At 63.1% G+C, this 15,163-nt stretch carries 14 protein-coding genes and 1 pseudogene; 12 read left to right on the top strand and 3 right to left on the bottom strand.

The window, feature by feature from the left end:
• Positions 1–94: 94 nt before the first annotated feature.
• The 8 genes and pseudogenes from msrP (at position 95) to PRZ01_RS06195 (ending at position 7,083) form a co-directional block, all read left to right on the top strand.
• The gene (gene msrP, locus PRZ01_RS06230) at positions 95–1,084 is read left to right on the top strand and encodes a protein-methionine-sulfoxide reductase catalytic subunit MsrP (RefSeq protein ID WP_273595899.1); all 990 of its coding nucleotides are present in this window, start codon (positions 95–97) and stop codon (positions 1,082–1,084) included.
• 3 nt (positions 1,085–1,087) lie between these two features.
• Positions 1,088–1,735 carry a protein-methionine-sulfoxide reductase heme-binding subunit MsrQ gene (locus PRZ01_RS06225; protein ID WP_273595898.1) on the top strand — a complete coding sequence of 216 codons (648 nt, stop codon included), beginning with the start codon at positions 1,088–1,090 and terminating at the stop codon, positions 1,733–1,735.
• Positions 1,736–1,812: 77 nt separating this feature from the next.
• Positions 1,813–2,703: pseudogene (locus tag PRZ01_RS06220) on the top strand (FAD-dependent oxidoreductase); the annotation flags it as partial.
• 99 nt (positions 2,704–2,802) lie between these two features.
• Positions 2,803–3,171 carry a dihydroneopterin aldolase gene (locus PRZ01_RS06215; RefSeq protein WP_273595921.1) on the top strand — a complete coding sequence of 123 codons (369 nt, stop codon included), beginning with the start codon at positions 2,803–2,805 and terminating at the stop codon, positions 3,169–3,171.
• A gap of 71 nt (positions 3,172–3,242) precedes the next feature.
• Complete coding sequence (gene ttcA, locus PRZ01_RS06210; RefSeq protein WP_273595897.1) at positions 3,243–4,166, top strand: tRNA 2-thiocytidine(32) synthetase TtcA; 924 nt, start codon at positions 3,243–3,245, stop codon at positions 4,164–4,166.
• 138 nt (positions 4,167–4,304) lie between these two features.
• Positions 4,305–5,018, top strand: a complete 714-nt coding sequence (locus PRZ01_RS06205) for a DUF4136 domain-containing protein (protein ID WP_273595896.1) — start codon at positions 4,305–4,307, stop codon at positions 5,016–5,018.
• Positions 5,019–5,073: 55 nt separating this feature from the next.
• The gene (glmU, locus tag PRZ01_RS06200; protein ID WP_273595895.1) at positions 5,074–6,459 is read left to right on the top strand and encodes a bifunctional UDP-N-acetylglucosamine diphosphorylase/glucosamine-1-phosphate N-acetyltransferase GlmU; all 1,386 of its coding nucleotides are present in this window, start codon (positions 5,074–5,076) and stop codon (positions 6,457–6,459) included.
• A gap of 135 nt (positions 6,460–6,594) precedes the next feature.
• Positions 6,595–7,083 carry a hypothetical protein gene (locus PRZ01_RS06195; RefSeq protein ID WP_273595894.1) on the top strand — a complete coding sequence of 163 codons (489 nt, stop codon included), beginning with the start codon at positions 6,595–6,597 and terminating at the stop codon, positions 7,081–7,083.
• 188 nt (positions 7,084–7,271) lie between these two features.
• Here the strand turns inward: PRZ01_RS06195 and PRZ01_RS06190 are convergent, their stop codons facing one another.
• On the bottom strand, positions 7,272–8,162 hold the full coding sequence (locus PRZ01_RS06190; RefSeq protein ID WP_273595893.1) for a transposase: 891 nt from the start codon (positions 8,160–8,162) through the stop codon (positions 7,272–7,274).
• 113 nt (positions 8,163–8,275) lie between these two features.
• The gene (locus tag PRZ01_RS06185; RefSeq protein ID WP_273595892.1) at positions 8,276–8,818 is read right to left on the bottom strand and encodes a thioredoxin family protein; all 543 of its coding nucleotides are present in this window, start codon (positions 8,816–8,818) and stop codon (positions 8,276–8,278) included.
• A gap of 124 nt (positions 8,819–8,942) precedes the next feature.
• On the opposite strand from PRZ01_RS06185, the gene PRZ01_RS06180 reads away from it, so the two are divergent.
• From PRZ01_RS06180 to PRZ01_RS06165, 4 genes are read left to right on the top strand one after another with little or no spacing between them, the layout of a single operon-like run.
• The gene (locus PRZ01_RS06180; RefSeq protein WP_273595891.1) at positions 8,943–9,842 is read left to right on the top strand and encodes a DUF808 domain-containing protein; all 900 of its coding nucleotides are present in this window, start codon (positions 8,943–8,945) and stop codon (positions 9,840–9,842) included.
• A 15-nt stretch (positions 9,843–9,857) separates the two neighbouring features.
• Complete coding sequence (locus tag PRZ01_RS06175; protein WP_273595890.1) at positions 9,858–10,085, top strand: hypothetical protein; 228 nt, start codon at positions 9,858–9,860, stop codon at positions 10,083–10,085.
• Positions 10,086–10,126: 41 nt separating this feature from the next.
• Positions 10,127–10,771: a UPF0149 family protein gene (locus PRZ01_RS06170; protein ID WP_273595889.1), complete on the top strand. Its 645-nt coding sequence runs from the start codon at positions 10,127–10,129 to the stop codon at positions 10,769–10,771.
• Positions 10,771–12,291, top strand: coding sequence for a M48 family metalloprotease (locus tag PRZ01_RS06165; RefSeq protein WP_273595888.1), 1,521 nt, complete (start codon positions 10,771–10,773; stop codon positions 12,289–12,291). Before PRZ01_RS06170 ends, PRZ01_RS06165 begins: the two co-directional genes overlap by 1 nt.
• A gap of 55 nt (positions 12,292–12,346) precedes the next feature.
• On the opposite strand, the gene PRZ01_RS06160 is transcribed toward PRZ01_RS06165, so the two are convergent.
• Positions 12,347–15,163, bottom strand: a complete 2,817-nt coding sequence (locus tag PRZ01_RS06160; protein ID WP_273595887.1) for a S9 family peptidase — start codon at positions 15,161–15,163, stop codon at positions 12,347–12,349.

The following is a 15,163-nucleotide window of genomic DNA, read 5'->3' as shown; positions in this document are numbered from 1 at the left end:
CCCATTCATCCGCGGTCAAGCAACTTCAACGCCGTTAGCGTAAGCTTTTGCGACTTGGCACGACTCATGCCAAACCCCCTTCGCAAAGGCTGCCATGAAGACCCCCTCTTTGAACCTGATTCCCACCTCGGAAATCACCCCCCAAGCCGTTTTTGAAGCCCGCCGCGACTGGCTGCGCCGGATGGCCAGCGGCGCGGCCGGTGCAGCGCTCGCCAGCTGGGCGGGGCGCGAAGCGCTGGCGCAGGGGCAAACACAAGGGCCGGGCAAGCTGCCCAAGCTGGCAGGCGCCAAAAGTGCGGTGCCCGGCGCCATGACGCTGGACAAGCCCAGCACCTACCAAGACGCCAGCAGCTACAACAACTTCTACGAATTTGGCACCGACAAGGCCGACCCGGCACGTGCTGCGGGCACGCTGCGGCCGCGGCCCTGGAGCGTTGCCGTGGAAGGCGAAGTAGGCAAGCCCGGCACCTTTGACCTCGACAGCCTCCTCAAGCTCAGTCCCATGGAGGAGCGCATCTACCGCCTGCGCTGCGTGGAGGGCTGGTCCATGGTGATTCCGTGGGTGGGTTACTCGCTGGCCGAGTTGATCAAAAAAGTTGAGCCCACGTCCAAGGCCAAATTCATCGAGTTCATTTCTCTGGCCGACAAGGCGCAGATGCCCGGGGTGCGCTCCGGCGTGCTGGATTGGCCCTATGTAGAGGGCTTGCGCATCGACGAAGCCATGCACCCGCTCACCCTGCTAACCTTTGGCATGTACGGCGAGGTGCTGCCCAACCAGAACGGCGCGCCGGTGCGATTGGTCGTCCCCTGGAAGTACGGTTTCAAGTCGGCCAAATCCATCGTCAAGATCCGCTTCGTGGAAAAGCAACCCACCAGCAGCTGGACCAAGGCCGCCCAGCAGGAGTACGGCTTCTATTCCAACGTCAACCCGCATGTCGATCATCCGCGCTGGAGCCAGGCCACCGAACGCCGCATTGGTGAAGACGGCCTGTTCACCAAAAAGCGCCCGACACTGATGTTCAACGGCTACGAAGCACAGGTGGCTTCGCTGTACGCCGGCATGGATCTGAAGCGGAATTTCTGAACCATGAAGCCCCAAAAATCCCTCTGGCTGCACCCCGCCGCCAAGCCCCTGCTGTTCGCCCTGTGCCTGCTGCCGCTGGTCTTGCTGGTCTGGGCGGCCGCCCATGACCAGCTGGGCGCCAATCCTGCGGAAGCCCTGATCCGCCGCCTGGGCGATTGGACATTGCGCGGCCTGTGCCTGACGCTGGCAATCACCCCGCTGCGGGTGCTTGCCGGCCAGCCGACGCTGCTGCGTTTTCGGCGCATGCTTGGCGTATTCACCTTTGCCTACGGCTGCCTGCATTTGTTGGCTTACGCTTGGCTGGATATGGGACTGGAGCCGGCCGACATCGCCCACGACATTGCCAAACGCCCCTTCATCCTGATGGGCTTTGCGGCATGGGCCCTGATGCTGCCGCTGGCCGTCACCAGCTTCAACAAAGCCATCCGTTACTTGGGTGGCAAGCGCTGGCAGGCGCTGCACAAGGCGGTGTATGTGGTGGCGGTGATCGGCATGCTGCATTTCATCTGGATGCGCGCAGGCAAACACAATTTCACCGAACCGGCGATCTATGGCGCCCTCCTCGCCCTGTTGCTGGGTTGGCGAGTACGCAAATTCTGGCGCGAGCAACGCCACCGCCTCGCCATCCGGGCGCCAAGAGTCGTCTTGTAAGAACCTGCCCGCGATCACCAAGAGAGGCCAAACAGGGATAATTGCAGGTTGATCCTGCCCGCCTTGAGCCTCTCACCATGCCCGATTCACTGCCGCACTTGACCGATGTTGCCATTCTGGGCGGCGGCCCTGCGGGTTGCAGCGCAGCGTCATGGCTGTGCCAATTGGGCCTGCGGGTCGCGTTGATTGAGCGGGCGCCGCAACTGTGCGCCAACCTGCAGGGGCTCGATTTCGAGCAAGAGTGGGTGCTGGGGCACCCGGGGCAAAGCTTGGCCGCACTGGGCCGCCAGCTTGCCGCGCATGTGAGTACCTTCAATGCAGCCGATGGCGGCATTCAAACGCTGCTGGGCCAGCAACTTACGCACCTGGACTGGACGCCCGCCAAAGGCTGGCAATTGCAACTGAATGGGGGGCAGCCTCTGGAGGCGCGCGCGCTATTGCTGGCTACCGGCCTGCAGCCGTTGCGGCCCGAAGCTTTTTTCCCGAGCCCACAAGGCCATGCCCGTGTGCTGGATGCACCGGGCCTCACGGCACGGCGCACGCAGTTGCCGCCAAGCCGCATCCTGTTGCTCGGCGGCGGGGACAACGCGGTCGAGAACGCACTGTTTCTCCAGGCCCGTGGCCACCAGGTCACGCTGTGGTCGCGCAGTGATTGGCGTGCCCAGCAAGGCCTGGTCGAACGGGTTCAGGCACTGGGCGAGGCCATGACCACTCGGCCACGCTGCCCTTTGCCGACCCTGTTGCGGCCCGACGCGCAAGGGGTGACTGTGCAATCCCGCAGCCACGGCGAGGAGCGCTTCGACCATGTGGCGGTGCTGCTGGGCTACGAGGCCACGCCCGAAGCTTGGCTGATGGTGGGCGATGCCTTGCAGCGAGCGGGTGTCACAGCGCCTTCGCAACCCTTTCGCGATGAACCTCGCTTCGCCGCGCTGGGCCTGTTTGTGGCGGGCGACGCAAGCGGCCGTCAACACCCCTGCGTGCAAACGGCCCTGGGCGACGGCGTGGTGGCGGCCAAGGCGGCGGAAGGTTTTCTGCGTCCGCTGAAAGAAGGCCAGGCGCCGCTGGCCTTGCGGCGCAACAACCGCCAGATCATCCACATCAGCGGCTTGCGTTTCGGCGCCAATTTGGGCGTGCTGGACTTCGAACGCGAAGGGCCACAACCCATTCAAGTCGATGCCGAAGTCAACCTCGGCGCGCAGACCATCGTCTCTCGCGATGCCGACATCGGCCATGTGCTCGACTACCGCAAAGTGCGCTTGATCATCATCGAAGAATGCACCGCCGAGCACACCGACCTGCTGGAAGCCCTGCTCGGCAAACTCTGCACCCGTTTGATGAAATTGCCGGGCGTGGCAGGCGTGCGCATCAAGGTCACCAAGCTTGAAATTTTCCCGGACTGCCAAGTCGCCATTAGCGCCGAATGCGGCAACTGGTGACCTACCGAACGCCTGCGCAAACTGCCCTGAAGAACACCTTTTGAATTGATGACCCGATGAGTCCCTTGACGATGAACACCCCCCTGCCCGAAGACGACACCCCTCAGGACGCCAAGTTGTCGGTGGACATCAAGAAATTGTCCAAACGCCTGCACCGCCAGGTGGGCCAGGCGATCACCGACTACAACATGATCGAAGAAGGCGACAAGGTCATGGTGTGCCTGTCAGGGGGCAAAGACAGTTACTCCATGCTCGACATCTTGTTGAACCTGCAGCAGCGCGCGCCCATCAACTTCGAGATCATTGCTGTCAACCTCGATCAGAAGCAGCCGGGCTTTCCGGAACACATCCTGCCCGAGTACCTGAAAACACGCGGCGTGCCCTTCCACATCGAGGAGCAAGACACCTACTCCATCGTTAAACGCCTGGTGCCAGAAGGCAAGACCACCTGCAGCCTGTGCTCGCGCCTGCGCCGGGGCAACCTGTACCGCGTCGCTGAAGAGTTAGGCGCCACCAAGATTGCGCTGGGCCACCACCGCGACGACATCGTCGTTACGCTGCTGCTGAACATGTTCTTCGGCGCCCGCATGAAGGGCATGCCGCCCAAGCTGGTGAGCGACACGGGCAAACACGTGGTGATCCGCCCACTTGCCTATGTGGCCGAGCCTGATCTGGTGCGCTGGGCCGCTCACCGCGAGTTCCCCATCATCCCGTGCAACCTGTGCGGCAGCCAAGAGAACCTGCAACGCGTGCAAGTCAAGGCCATGATCAACGAGTGGGAAACGAAGTTCCCGGGTCGGGTGGAGAACATGTTCACCGCGATGGGCAAAGTCGTGCCCTCGCACATGATGGACCGTGAGCTGTTTCCCTTCCGCACCATCCAAGCCACCGGCGTACCGGATGCGGCAGGCGACATTGCCTTCGATGAGGATGAAAGCTGCGCACCACCGTCCACCCAAAGCGTTAGCGCGGTGATCCCCCTGAGGCGCAGCTGAGCGCAGGTAAACGCAAGTGAGCGCGCCCACAAACTGCCGCAGTCAGCGCAGGCGCGCCGTTAACACGACAGATACAGTCGCTCAATCATTCAGGCCGACAATGACGCCATCCAGACACACGAGGAGAGGCGCAACATCATGAACCGTCGTCGACTTTTCACGGCCAGCCTGGTGGGCTGGGCTGCCGTTGCCGTGCTGGGCCTCAGCGCCTGCAACGGCATCTACACCGTCAGCAGCGAAGTTTCCACCTATGGCAATTGGACGCCCGAGCGCAAGCCCGGCAGCTACGCCTTCGACCGCCTGCCCTCGCAGCAAATGCCCGGTGACGCCGCCGAGGTGCAAACCCGCATGGAAGAAGGCGCCCGCGCAGCCATGGCCAAGGCGGGCTTCACCGAGACCCCTGATACCCAAGCCGCCGACTACCTTGTGACGCTGGGCGTGCGAGTGAACGCCAGCGACCGTGCGCCCTGGGACGACCCGCTGTGGTGGCGATGGCACGGCAATTACACGGCTTGGCGCTATGGCTTCGGGTATGGCTACGCGCTGGGCCCGCGCCGTGGCGGGATCCCCTTTCCCGGCGACCCTTTGATGGATCGGCGTTTCGACCGAGCCGTGGCGGTGTTGGTGCGTGATCGCAAAACGGCTGAGCCGCTGTACGAAGCGCGTGCCAGCAATGAAGGGGTGAGCCCCGGTGACCGGGCCTTGATCGGCGCCATGTTCGATGCCGCGATGAGCGACTTCCCACAGGTTGATCCCAAACCCCGCCGGGTGACGGTGCAGGTCAACACGCAAGCACAGGTACAAGCACCAGCACAAGCGCCGGTGCCCGCCCCCGCGTCAGCACCGCACTGAAGCGTCATCCACGCCAGCCATAATCGCGGCTTCAACACTGAAGTCGCGATTTTTTATGGCGCTGAACATTGTCATCATGGCCGCGGGCAAAGGCACCCGCATGAAATCGGCCCTGCCCAAGGTCTTGCACAAGCTGGCCGGGCGTTCGCTGCTTCAGCACGTGCTCAGCATGACCGACGGCCTGCCGGCCCAGCGCCGCATCGTCATCACCGGCCACGGCGCCGAGCAAGTGGAAGCGGCGGTGGCCGCACCCGCTTTGCAATTCGTCCGCCAGATGCCGCAACTGGGCACTGGCCACGCCATTCAACAAGCCGTGCCGGCACTGGAAGGCGAAGGCTGCACCTTGATCTTGAACGGCGACGTCCCGCTGATCAAGCCCGCCACCGCCCAGCGCCTGGTGGCGGCCTGCGGGGGCCAAGCGCTCGTCTTGCTGACCATTCATCTTGAAGATCCCACCGGCTATGGCCGCATCATCCGTGAAGGCGGCGGCAGCGACGGCCCAGTGCAGGCCATCGTCGAGCATAAAGATGCCACCCCGGCACAACGGGCCATCGCCGAAGGCTACACCGGCATGATGGCCGCGCCCACTGGTGCCCTGAAGCGCTGGGTGAGCCAGCTCAGCAACAACAATGTGCAGGGTGAGTACTACCTGACCGACATCGTCGCCATGGCCGTGGCCGAAGGCGTACCCGTGCTGGGCGTTGCCGCCCCGAACGAAACCGAAGTGCTGGGCGTCAACAGCCCCGTGCAACTCGCCGACCTGGAGCGCCGCTTTCAACGCGAACAAGCCCTTGATTTGATGGAAGCCGGCGTGCGCCTGGCCGACCCCGCCCGGCTGGACATTCGCGGCCAGCTGCGCTGTGGCCAGGACGTGGAGATCGACGTCAATTGCGTGTTCGAAGGTCAGGTCAGCCTGGGCGATGGCGTGCGCATCGGTGCCAACTGCGTGATCCGCAACGCAGAAATTGCGGCCGGTGCCCGCATTCATGAGTTCACCCACATCGACGGCGAAAAACTCGGCGTGAAGGTGGGCGAAGGCGCCTTGATCGGGCCGTTTGCCCGCCTGCGGCCCGGTGCCGACCTGGGGGCCGAGGTGCACATCGGCAACTTTGTGGAAGTCAAAAATTCCACCCTGGCGCGCGGCGCCAAGGCCAATCACCTGGCTTACCTGGGAGATGCCACGGTGGGCGAGCGCGTGAACTACGGCGCGGGCTCCATCACCGCCAATTACGACGGCGCCAACAAGCACCGCACCGAAATCGGCGCCGATGTGCATGTGGGCTCCAACTGTGTGCTGATCGCGCCCATCACCATCGGCGCGGGCGCCACCATCGGCGGTGGCTCCACCATCACCAAACCGGTGGCTTCCGGTGAGCTGAGTGTGGCGCGCGGGAAACAGCTGTCGATCAGCGGCTGGACACGGCCGACCAAGAAACGCTGAAAAACGCCGCAAATCGGCCCGACGCGTGATAATTTCACACCGTCAGCCGCTTGCGGCCCCACCTCCCCCGCAAGCACGGGTCGCGGTTTCGGCCTTCAGCGCCTACGATCAAGGTTCAAGCAGTCAGGGCGAATCATGGCAATCAAATTGACACCAACGGCGCAATTCAATCACGCAGACTTCGCGGATTTTGCGGAGTTCGCGGAGTTGGGCGATGCGCCGATTGACGCCTGCCATGTTTTTCCTGAACCACTGAACGTCGACGACATCGCATTGGCCCGGGCTGAGCAAAACGCCCGCAGCGCCGCACTTGAGACCGAAGCCCTGTACCAAGCCCATTGCGACAACGCCGCACAAGCCTGCTGGTATTTGTGCCGAAGCCTGGGCCTGGCCCGCCAGATGGAGGCCGGGGGGGAGCCAACCTTGGAATTGCTGTTCCAGCTACTGGGCGCCCTCACCGATTTGCCCGCCGACATTGCCAGCCAACCCATGCCTGAACAAGTTGGGGCCGACTCCTTGGGTGTGTTTGAACTCTGCCAGCAACTGACAGCGGCCCGCGAGCAAAGCCAGGAAGCCTGGGCAGACGCCGATCTGGCGGCGCCGGCAAACGCGCTCCCGCACTGATCTCTTCCGATGTTGAGTACGGCAAACCCGCCTGCGCTCAACATCACTCCAAAAGAGTCGGCTGCCACAATTTGCAGCAAATCATTGAAACTCGTTTCATATCAATGACTTGTTGATGCAGTAGGCAGCTTACCCACGCATTTATCCACAGCCTGCGGGGACAGATCCCAGCTGCGCCCGCGCTGGGTTCAAGCCCATTGATGCTCGAACGAGGACACCAAGCGGCTGATCCGGGACACCGACACTCCCTGCATCCGCGCCAGGCACGTCATGGACAGTCCACCCTCGGTGTGTGCAAGGTACAGCGCCTGCTCGCGGGAGGCACTGCGGCGCTGACAATCGGCCCACACGGCGGATGCCGCCCGGCCGGGCTGGGCCAGGCGCGCCGATACGCTACGGCGCCCTCCGCTAGCACGCCCCACTTTGCCCAGTTGAGTCAAAGTGCGTTGAACAAAAGCCTCGTCACCAAGGAAAATCTGGCGCCGTAATTGCCCCGGCCACAGCTGCAAATCGGGTGCTGATGCCACCAGCCGCGCATAACGCGCCGCCGCATGGCGCCGATCGGCAGCGCCGGCCAGGGGTCGATCCAGCACATAAGCCCACAAACCATCGGCCTCCAGCCAGGCCGGCACAGGCGCCAGGCCCGCATGCGCGGGATAGCTCGACCACGGCCACGCGCCGGGCTCCTTGGCCAAGCCAAGGCGATATGCATTGAGCTCGACATAACGGCAAGCGTCCAGCAAATGGGCTTCGCGGTCGACCAAGATACCTTTGAAGCGGCCATGGAACAAAGCCCCCTGCCCCCCATGCCGCCGGCGGTAAGCCTGCGTGTAGACCCCGCACAAATGGCGCATCAACCGCGACAAATTGGCGCGCCGGGTGAAGAGCAGCACATGGAAATGATCCGGCAGCAGGTTGTACGCCAACACCTGCACATCAAAGCGCTGCTGGGTTTGCGCCAGAAGACTCAAAAACGTGAGCCGGTCCGCATCATCGACAAACGCATCAGCGCCCGGATCACATCGCGCGGTGATGTGATACGCAGCGCCGGCAATTTCAATGCGAAGTGGACGTGCCATGCCTGAAAGGTAGTTCAGGCCGAGGCAAAAGGCAAGACTTGACCCTGATGGATGCAGTCTAAATAACTCGCTATGTCAACATCATCACAAAGACGTAGAAATTTGCCCTGGCGTCATTGCGTGGCGTGCAGGCCTTCCAGCACCCGCAGCACAGCGTCGTCACCCATATTGCGGGCATCGGCCAATTCGCCGCCATTGGTGGCCTTCAACACGTCCCCATCGCGCCCGAGCACCGCCACAGCAGGAATGCCCTTCTTCAAGCTCACCCCCATCTGCTGCGCCAGATCAACGTTATGGTTGAAGCGGCCCACGTCCACCTTCACCACCACCCAACGCCGGGAGACAGGGGCCGCTAAGTTGCCTTCGTTCATCTTGCGGTCCAAGGCACGGCAGTCACTGCACCAGTTGGCGCCGAAAACGACCAACACGTTTTTCTTCTGCGCATTCGCCGCCGCGAGGGCCTGGTTGAGCTCACTGCGGGCGTCCGCCTGCTCGTTGTACACCGCCTTGGGCGACGCGGCAGCACCGCTCACCTGCGCCTGGGCGGGGTGCACTTGCGCACCCCAGGTTGCCACGGCCAATACCGCCGCGCCCAGCCAGGCTGTGCGGCGTTCACCGCCGAGCGTGCTGCAGCTGCATGCGATTTTCTTCTGCATGAACGTCTTCCAAAAGAGAGAATGAGCGTCAGTTTGCCACGGGCAGGCGCCTTGCGTGCATCGCTGCTCCTGGCATCCTTTGCATCTTTTGCCCCTCTTGCATCTCCTTGCTGAAAGACACTTCATGGCGGCTGCCAGCCTTCTTCTCTTGTTGGACGATATTTCCGCCGTTCTGGACGACGTGGCCACGCTGTCTAAGTTGGCCGCCAAACAAACCACCGGCGTGCTGGGCGACGATCTGGCCCTGAACGCGCAGCAAGTCAGCGGCATCGCCGCCGAGCGTGAATTGCCCGTGGTGTGGGCTGTGGCCAAAGGCTCGTTCAAGAACAAGGCCATCCTGGTTCCCGGGGCCTTGGCCGTCAGCACCTGGGCGCCCTGGGCCGTCACGCCGGCGCTGATGGTGGGCGGGGCCTACCTCTGCTTTGAAGGCTTTGAAAAACTCGTGCACAAGGCGCCGCCGCATGCCGCCGCGCCCGTGATCGCAGACACCGCGGCCGAGACGCCCCTGCCTGATTTGCATGACTTCGAAACTGAGCGGATTCGGGGTGCGGTCCGTACCGACTTCATCCTGTCGGCCGAGATCATTGCCATCACCTTGGGCACAGTGGCCAGCGCACCGTTTCTCACCCAGGTGATGGTGTTGACGGGCATTGCCATTTTGATGACAGTCGGCGTGTACGGCTTGGTGGCCGGGATTGTCAAACTGGATGACCTTGGGCTGCACTTGGCCCAGCGGCCGAGCGCATTCAGCCGCGCGCTGGGCCGCCGCCTGGTGACCGCCGCGCCCGTGCTGATGAAGATTTTGGCCGTGGCCGGCACGGTCGCCATGTTTCTGGTGGGCGGGGGCATCCTCGCCCACGGCTTACCCCTGCTGCATGAAGCGCCCGCGATGCTGGCTAGTTTCATGGGGCCTTTGGCCGTCTTGGCGCCCATGCTGGTCAATGGCTTGCTGGGCGTGGTGGCGGGTGGGTTGCTGCTGGCCGGCATGAAAATGCTGCAGGGTTTTCGTACCATTTTTAGCTGAAGGTAGGATAGAGACATGAAAGTTCACAACATCGAAATCCAAAAATTCAAAGCCGCCAGCAACAACATCCATGGCCAGATGCTGTTCAAGGTGGACGTGCTGATCACCCCGAAAACACCGGTGGAAGGCATCGAGCCCACCAGCGTGATTGCCCTGACCGAAGCCAACGCCCGGGTGTTGATGGCCTTGCTGAAAACACAGCTGGCCGAGTTCGACGGCAAAAAAGCGCGCAGCCGCTTCTGACTTCCATGGCTTGAAGCCGCCAGAGCGGCGACAATCAGGCCATGGAATATCCTCAGTACGACCCCAACTCCGACCACCAGCCGCTCTCCGACGAAGAGTTGTCCACGCTGGATGACATGCTGACCAAGCTGCCCAGCGTTGACGCCATGAACATCGAGGCGCTGGACGGCTATCTGGCCGGCCTCTTGCTGAGCCCCCAAGTGCTGCCCAAGTTGCCGGGCGCAGCCTGGTTGCCCGAAGTCTGGGGTGGCGATGGCGAGGACCTCGCCGCCGAGACCAAACCCGAAAACTACCCCTTCGTCAGCGGCAAGCAACGCAAACGCGTGATGCTGCTGGTGCTGCGCCACCTGCGCTCCATCGCTTGGCAATGGACCGCCAAACCCGAGTTGTGGGAGCCCATCTTCAGCGTCGCCGAGCAAGACGAAGGTGAAGACCTGATCGATGCCGAAGAATGGGCCCTGGGCTTTTTGACCGCCGTGGATCTTGCGCCTGACGCCTGGACCCCGCTGTTCTCCGACCCGGTCACCGGCCCGCTGCTGGCCCCCATCACCCTGCTTGGTGGTGATGAAAGCCAGCAGACCGAAGCGGAACAAGCTCGCATGGCTGACCCACAGCAACGCGACGAACTCAGCCGCGCCGTGCTCGACAACGTGCTGCAACTCTGGGCACTGCGCAAGGCCGACTGATGCAAGACCGGGCCCGATATTCCCGGGCCGCTGCAGCGGTCCTCACCCTGAGCCTGGGGCTGGGCGGCTGCGGCACGGCGGTGGTCAACCCCGTGACCGGGCGCACCGAACTCACCGTGATGGACGAGGCCAGCGAAGTGGCCGAAGGCGCCAAGGCCCATCAGCAGGTGATGCAGGAATATCAGTCCGTGGCCAACCCCAAACTCCAGGCCTATGTGAACGAGTTGGGGCAGCGCCTGGCGCAAGCCTCGCACCGGCCTCAGCTGAGCTGGCACTTCACGGTACTCGACAGCCCTGAGGTCAACGCCTTCGCCTTGCCCGGCGGTTACGTCTACGTGACCCGGGGCATCATGGCCTACCTGGACAATGAAGCCGATCTGGCTGGTGTGATGGGCCATGAAATCGGCCATGTCACGGCACGCCATGGCGCTCAGCGGGCGACACGCCAGCAGACGGCCGGCTTTGGCGTGCTGGCGGCCAGCGTGCTTGGCGCCGTGCTGGAAGCCCAGGGCCTGGGCGGTGCCTCGCAAGCGCTGGGGCAAGCCTCTCAAAGTGCTGCCGCCGGCTACATCGCCTCCTACAGCCGCGATCAAGAGCTTCAGGCCGATGAACTCGGCGCTGAATACCTCTCACGCAGCCACTACCGCCCACAAAACATGGTGGACGTGATTGGCGTGCTCAAACAGCAAGAGCGCTTTGCCGCCGATCAGGCCAAGGCCGAAGGCCGCCCGGCGCCGCAGGGCGCCAATTGGTTGGCCAGCCATCCCAGCAACGACCAGCGCCTGGCCCAGATCAGCGCCATCGCCGCCAGCTATGAGGGCGAGACTGCCCCGTACCGTGACGATGGACGAGAACGTTATCTCAAGGCCATCGACGGCATGACTTTCGGTGAAAGCCCGGCCCAGGGCCTGAGCCGAGGCCGCAATTTCTACCATGAAGGCCTAGGGCTTGCGATTACCGCACCACCGGGCTGGAAAATCCATAACGGCAGCGATGCACTGACCTTGATCAACGCGGCAGAAGACGCCGGCCTGGCGCTCAAACCCGTGCCGGCCCAGGCCGGCAGCAATCACGAAGACATCGTGCGCCGCATGCTCAATCCCGAGCAGGGGCAGTTGGAAAAACTCACCCTCAACGGCCTGCCCGCCAGCCATTTCTCCGGCGTGGTGCGTAACCCCCAAGGCGCACGGCAGAACGTTGAGCTGACGCTGATCAGCGGCCCCAATGCGCACCAGTATGTCTTGCAGTACCTGAGTCGCGATGCCTACGCGCTATCCCGGGCCATGCCCCAGATGAGGGAGGCCGAGGCCAGTTTTCGGCCCCTCACGGCGGCTGACCGCCAAGCCGCCCAGCCTTGGACCCTGCACCTACAGGCCTTTCCGGTCGGCGGTTTTGCCCAGTTGGCCAAAAGCTCACCCCTGGGCAATCGCGCCGAAGCGCAACTGCGCCTGCTCAATGGCGCGCTGGATACCGACCCCAAGCCGGGTCAACGCATCAAGGTCATCGCCAAAGGGTCTTGAGCGCCCTCCACATTGGGAATACCGCCCCTTGGCTGGATGCTTTCAGCAAAGCCCATCACAAAGCTGGATTGCTCTTGCCCTGTCCCAAATGACGCAGCCAGAAGGCCTCGTACTTGCGATGCCAGCCGGCGGCCTTCACCGCGCCGCCCATGGCGTGTTCGCCGTCCGGGTCCAGGTAGAGGTCGACCAAGGCGTCTTTGCCGGATTCCAGCAGGGCGCGATAGACGTTGACCGTGTCCTGATACAGCACGTTCGGGTCCACCATGCCATGCACCAGCAGCAAAGGTTTCTTCAAATTGCGCGCCATGGGCAGGAGCGAGTATTTGCGCAGATTAGGCTGGCTGCGCTCCGCCTTGCCGATGGTGCGCCCGGTGTACCAGCTGTTGTAGTTCTCCCATTCGGTGGGGCCGGCGCCGGCAATGCCTGCAGCGAACAGATCAGGCTTGCTGTACATCGTGTACTGGGTCTGGAAGCCGCCAAAGCTCCAACCGTTCAGGCCCACCCGCGCCGGGTCCACGCCGAGGTGCTCACTGAGGTAGCGGTGGGCGTCTTCCAGGTCTTGCGCCTGCGCCAGCCCAGCCTGCTCCCAGTTGGCGTCGGAAAAACGCCGGCCGTAATTGCTGTGGCCGCGCGTGTCCACTGCCACCATCACATAGCCGTGCTTGGCCGCCATATACATGCCAAACACATAGGCCGTGGGCTGAAAGCTGTCGGTCTCAACGATGTGGCGGTCATTCAACGGGCCGCCGTACACATACATCACGGCCGGGCGGCGGTCCGTGGCCTGCCAGCCCGCGGGCTTGAAGGCGTAGGCCGACAAGGTGTCGCCATGACGGTTTTTGAAAGTGAAGCGCTCAGGGCGCAGCACGTCCATCTGGGACCAGGCCTTGTCGTGGCTGTCGGTGAGCACCTTGGCGCCCTCGGTTGCTGAATCGGCGGTACCCATTCGATCCGCCTTCAGCAGCTTGAGTTCGGGCCGTGCCGTCCATTGGCCGGCATTGGCCGCCGCCCATTGGCCGTCGCGCGACACCACTGCCCCACGGTGGTAATCGCCCGCAGCACCCAGCGCCTGCATGCGGCCGTCGGCGACGTTCACGCGGTAGACGTTCATGGCGCCGAAATCGTCTTTGTTCGCGGCGACAAACAGTGTCTTGCTGTCCGAGGTGAAGCCCAGCACCTCGTGCGCCTCGAACTCCCCCTTCAGCAACGGGCGCAGCGCACGCGAGGCAATGTCCAGGCTGTAGGGCTGGCGATAGCCGGCATCGTCCAGCACCAGCACCAGTTGCTTGCCATCGGGCGTGAATTGGGGTTTTTGCACGCTGACCACCTCGTGGCCCACGTCGCCACGCCGCTCCAGCACCACTTCGGGCGGCGCCGATTCATCTGCACCGCCCAGGTAAACGCGCAGCAGTTCTTTCTCACGTTCCCAGGTTGAGAACACGTAGTGGCTGCCATCACGGGCCCAGGCAACCGGGCTCATTTCAAACCAGCCGTCGCCGCCCGCCTGCGTGAACACAGGCGCAGCCTGCTTGCGCGGGGCTTCACCCACGGCGGGCACCTGGCGGATGTACAGCGCCAAGGGCTTCTCGATGCGCTTGTCGTCTGAAACCTCGCGCTCTTCCTTCTTGGCCTTCGCAAAGCGTTGGCTGTAGTCCATGATTTCCACCTGGCGCCCTGTCGGCGCCGGGCCGGGCTTGCCATCAACGTCAGGACCGCTCAAGGGCGCATTGGCGACCAGCGCCATCCAGCGGCCGTTCTCGCTGATGACTGTTGAATCGATGCGGTACTTTTTCTCGGCATCATCGGGGTGGATCAACTCGCGGTTCAGCACCTGCACGCCGCCCTGGCGCAAGCTGGCGCGAAGCACGCGCTTGTCATCCATGAAGACATAACCCTGATCGTCAGGGGTATAGGCCAGCACGCGCAAATCCCGTTGCGTGCCCTGCAAGGGCTGCAACCGGGCCTCGCCAGCCACCCACCGAAAGAGGCTGCCGCGGTACTGCAGGATCAGTTCATCTTGCTTGTTAGCCCACACAAACTGCGCCACGCCGGGGTAAAGGTCGCTGGGCTTGAGCTTGTTTTTGGCCAAGCTCTTCTTCAGTTCATCGCGCAACTCCCACAGCGTCTTTTCTTTGTCGGCCTTGTCTTTGTCAACGGTGTCTTTGGCAGCTATTTCTGCAGCAGGCGTCGCAGCGTTGGCGGGTGTGCCCGAGCGCTTTGCCGCCAAGGCGCCCATGGCGGCTTTTTCGGCCTCGGCGTCAGCCTTGTCTTTGGCTTTCTGCGCGTCATCCCTGGCCTTTTTTTCGGCCAATTCCTTTTTCACGCGCTCAATGCCGGCAGCCTCCCACTGGCCCAGGTCAACATCCTGCCCTTGCAGATACGCGGCTTGCGCCTCTTCTTTGGCCTGGCGCTCGGCCAACTCGCTGCGCTTTTGCGCCAATTTACGGTCGAAGCGCGCCAAATCTTCAGGGGCGTCAAAGGCCGTCATGAGCGCGCGTGAGCTCAACCGCTGCGTCTTGCCAGTCTGGGTGTCGTACACATACAAGTCCGTGCCAGGCTCGCCAAAGGGATTCCACAAATAAGCCAGATAGCGGCCGCTGCGGCTAAAGCTGAGTTCCTTGGCGTTTTCGCCTCGATAGGATTCGGCGCGAAACAGCCGCTCCAAGCTCAGCGCCTGGCTCGCCACCGGGCCGCCCTGCACACCGAGAGCAGCCGCCGCCTGCGGTGGCGCAGCGGGCGCTGCGAGCCAGTCGGACTGCGCCGGCGCAGCCAGCGCAAATGCGCACAGCAAGGCCGCCGCCAAGCGCGTGGCTGTCAGGCGGCCTCGCCCTTGGGTTGCACGGAATCCCTTGTTGAAAGCTTGATCAGCCAA

This window comes from Roseateles koreensis (assembly GCF_028595305.1).
Classification (GTDB): Bacteria; Pseudomonadota; Gammaproteobacteria; order Burkholderiales; family Burkholderiaceae_C; genus Paucibacter_A; species Paucibacter_A koreensis.
This window is presented reverse-complemented; position numbering and strand designations above follow the sequence as displayed.

Excerpts from the sequence above, each read along its gene's own strand:
- msrP (WP_273595899.1), top strand. The coding sequence starts at position 95 with ATGAAGACCCCCTCTTTGAACCTGATTCCCACCTCGGAAATCACCCCC.
- PRZ01_RS06225 (WP_273595898.1), top strand. The coding sequence starts at position 1,088 with ATGAAGCCCCAAAAATCCCTCTGGCTGCACCCCGCCGCCAAGCCCCTG.
- ttcA (WP_273595897.1), top strand. The coding sequence starts at position 3,243 with ATGAACACCCCCCTGCCCGAAGACGACACCCCTCAGGACGCCAAGTTG.
- PRZ01_RS06205 (WP_273595896.1), top strand. The coding sequence starts at position 4,305 with ATGAACCGTCGTCGACTTTTCACGGCCAGCCTGGTGGGCTGGGCTGCC.
- glmU (WP_273595895.1), top strand. The coding sequence starts at position 5,074 with ATGGCGCTGAACATTGTCATCATGGCCGCGGGCAAAGGCACCCGCATG.
- PRZ01_RS06195 (WP_273595894.1), top strand. The coding sequence starts at position 6,595 with ATGGCAATCAAATTGACACCAACGGCGCAATTCAATCACGCAGACTTC.
- PRZ01_RS06190 (WP_273595893.1), bottom strand. The coding sequence starts at position 8,162 with ATGGCACGTCCACTTCGCATTGAAATTGCCGGCGCTGCGTATCACATC.
- PRZ01_RS06185 (WP_273595892.1), bottom strand. The coding sequence starts at position 8,818 with ATGCAGAAGAAAATCGCATGCAGCTGCAGCACGCTCGGCGGTGAACGC.
- PRZ01_RS06180 (WP_273595891.1), top strand. The coding sequence starts at position 8,943 with ATGGCGGCTGCCAGCCTTCTTCTCTTGTTGGACGATATTTCCGCCGTT.
- PRZ01_RS06175 (WP_273595890.1), top strand. The coding sequence starts at position 9,858 with ATGAAAGTTCACAACATCGAAATCCAAAAATTCAAAGCCGCCAGCAAC.
- PRZ01_RS06170 (WP_273595889.1), top strand. The coding sequence starts at position 10,127 with ATGGAATATCCTCAGTACGACCCCAACTCCGACCACCAGCCGCTCTCC.
- PRZ01_RS06165 (WP_273595888.1), top strand. The coding sequence starts at position 10,771 with ATGCAAGACCGGGCCCGATATTCCCGGGCCGCTGCAGCGGTCCTCACC.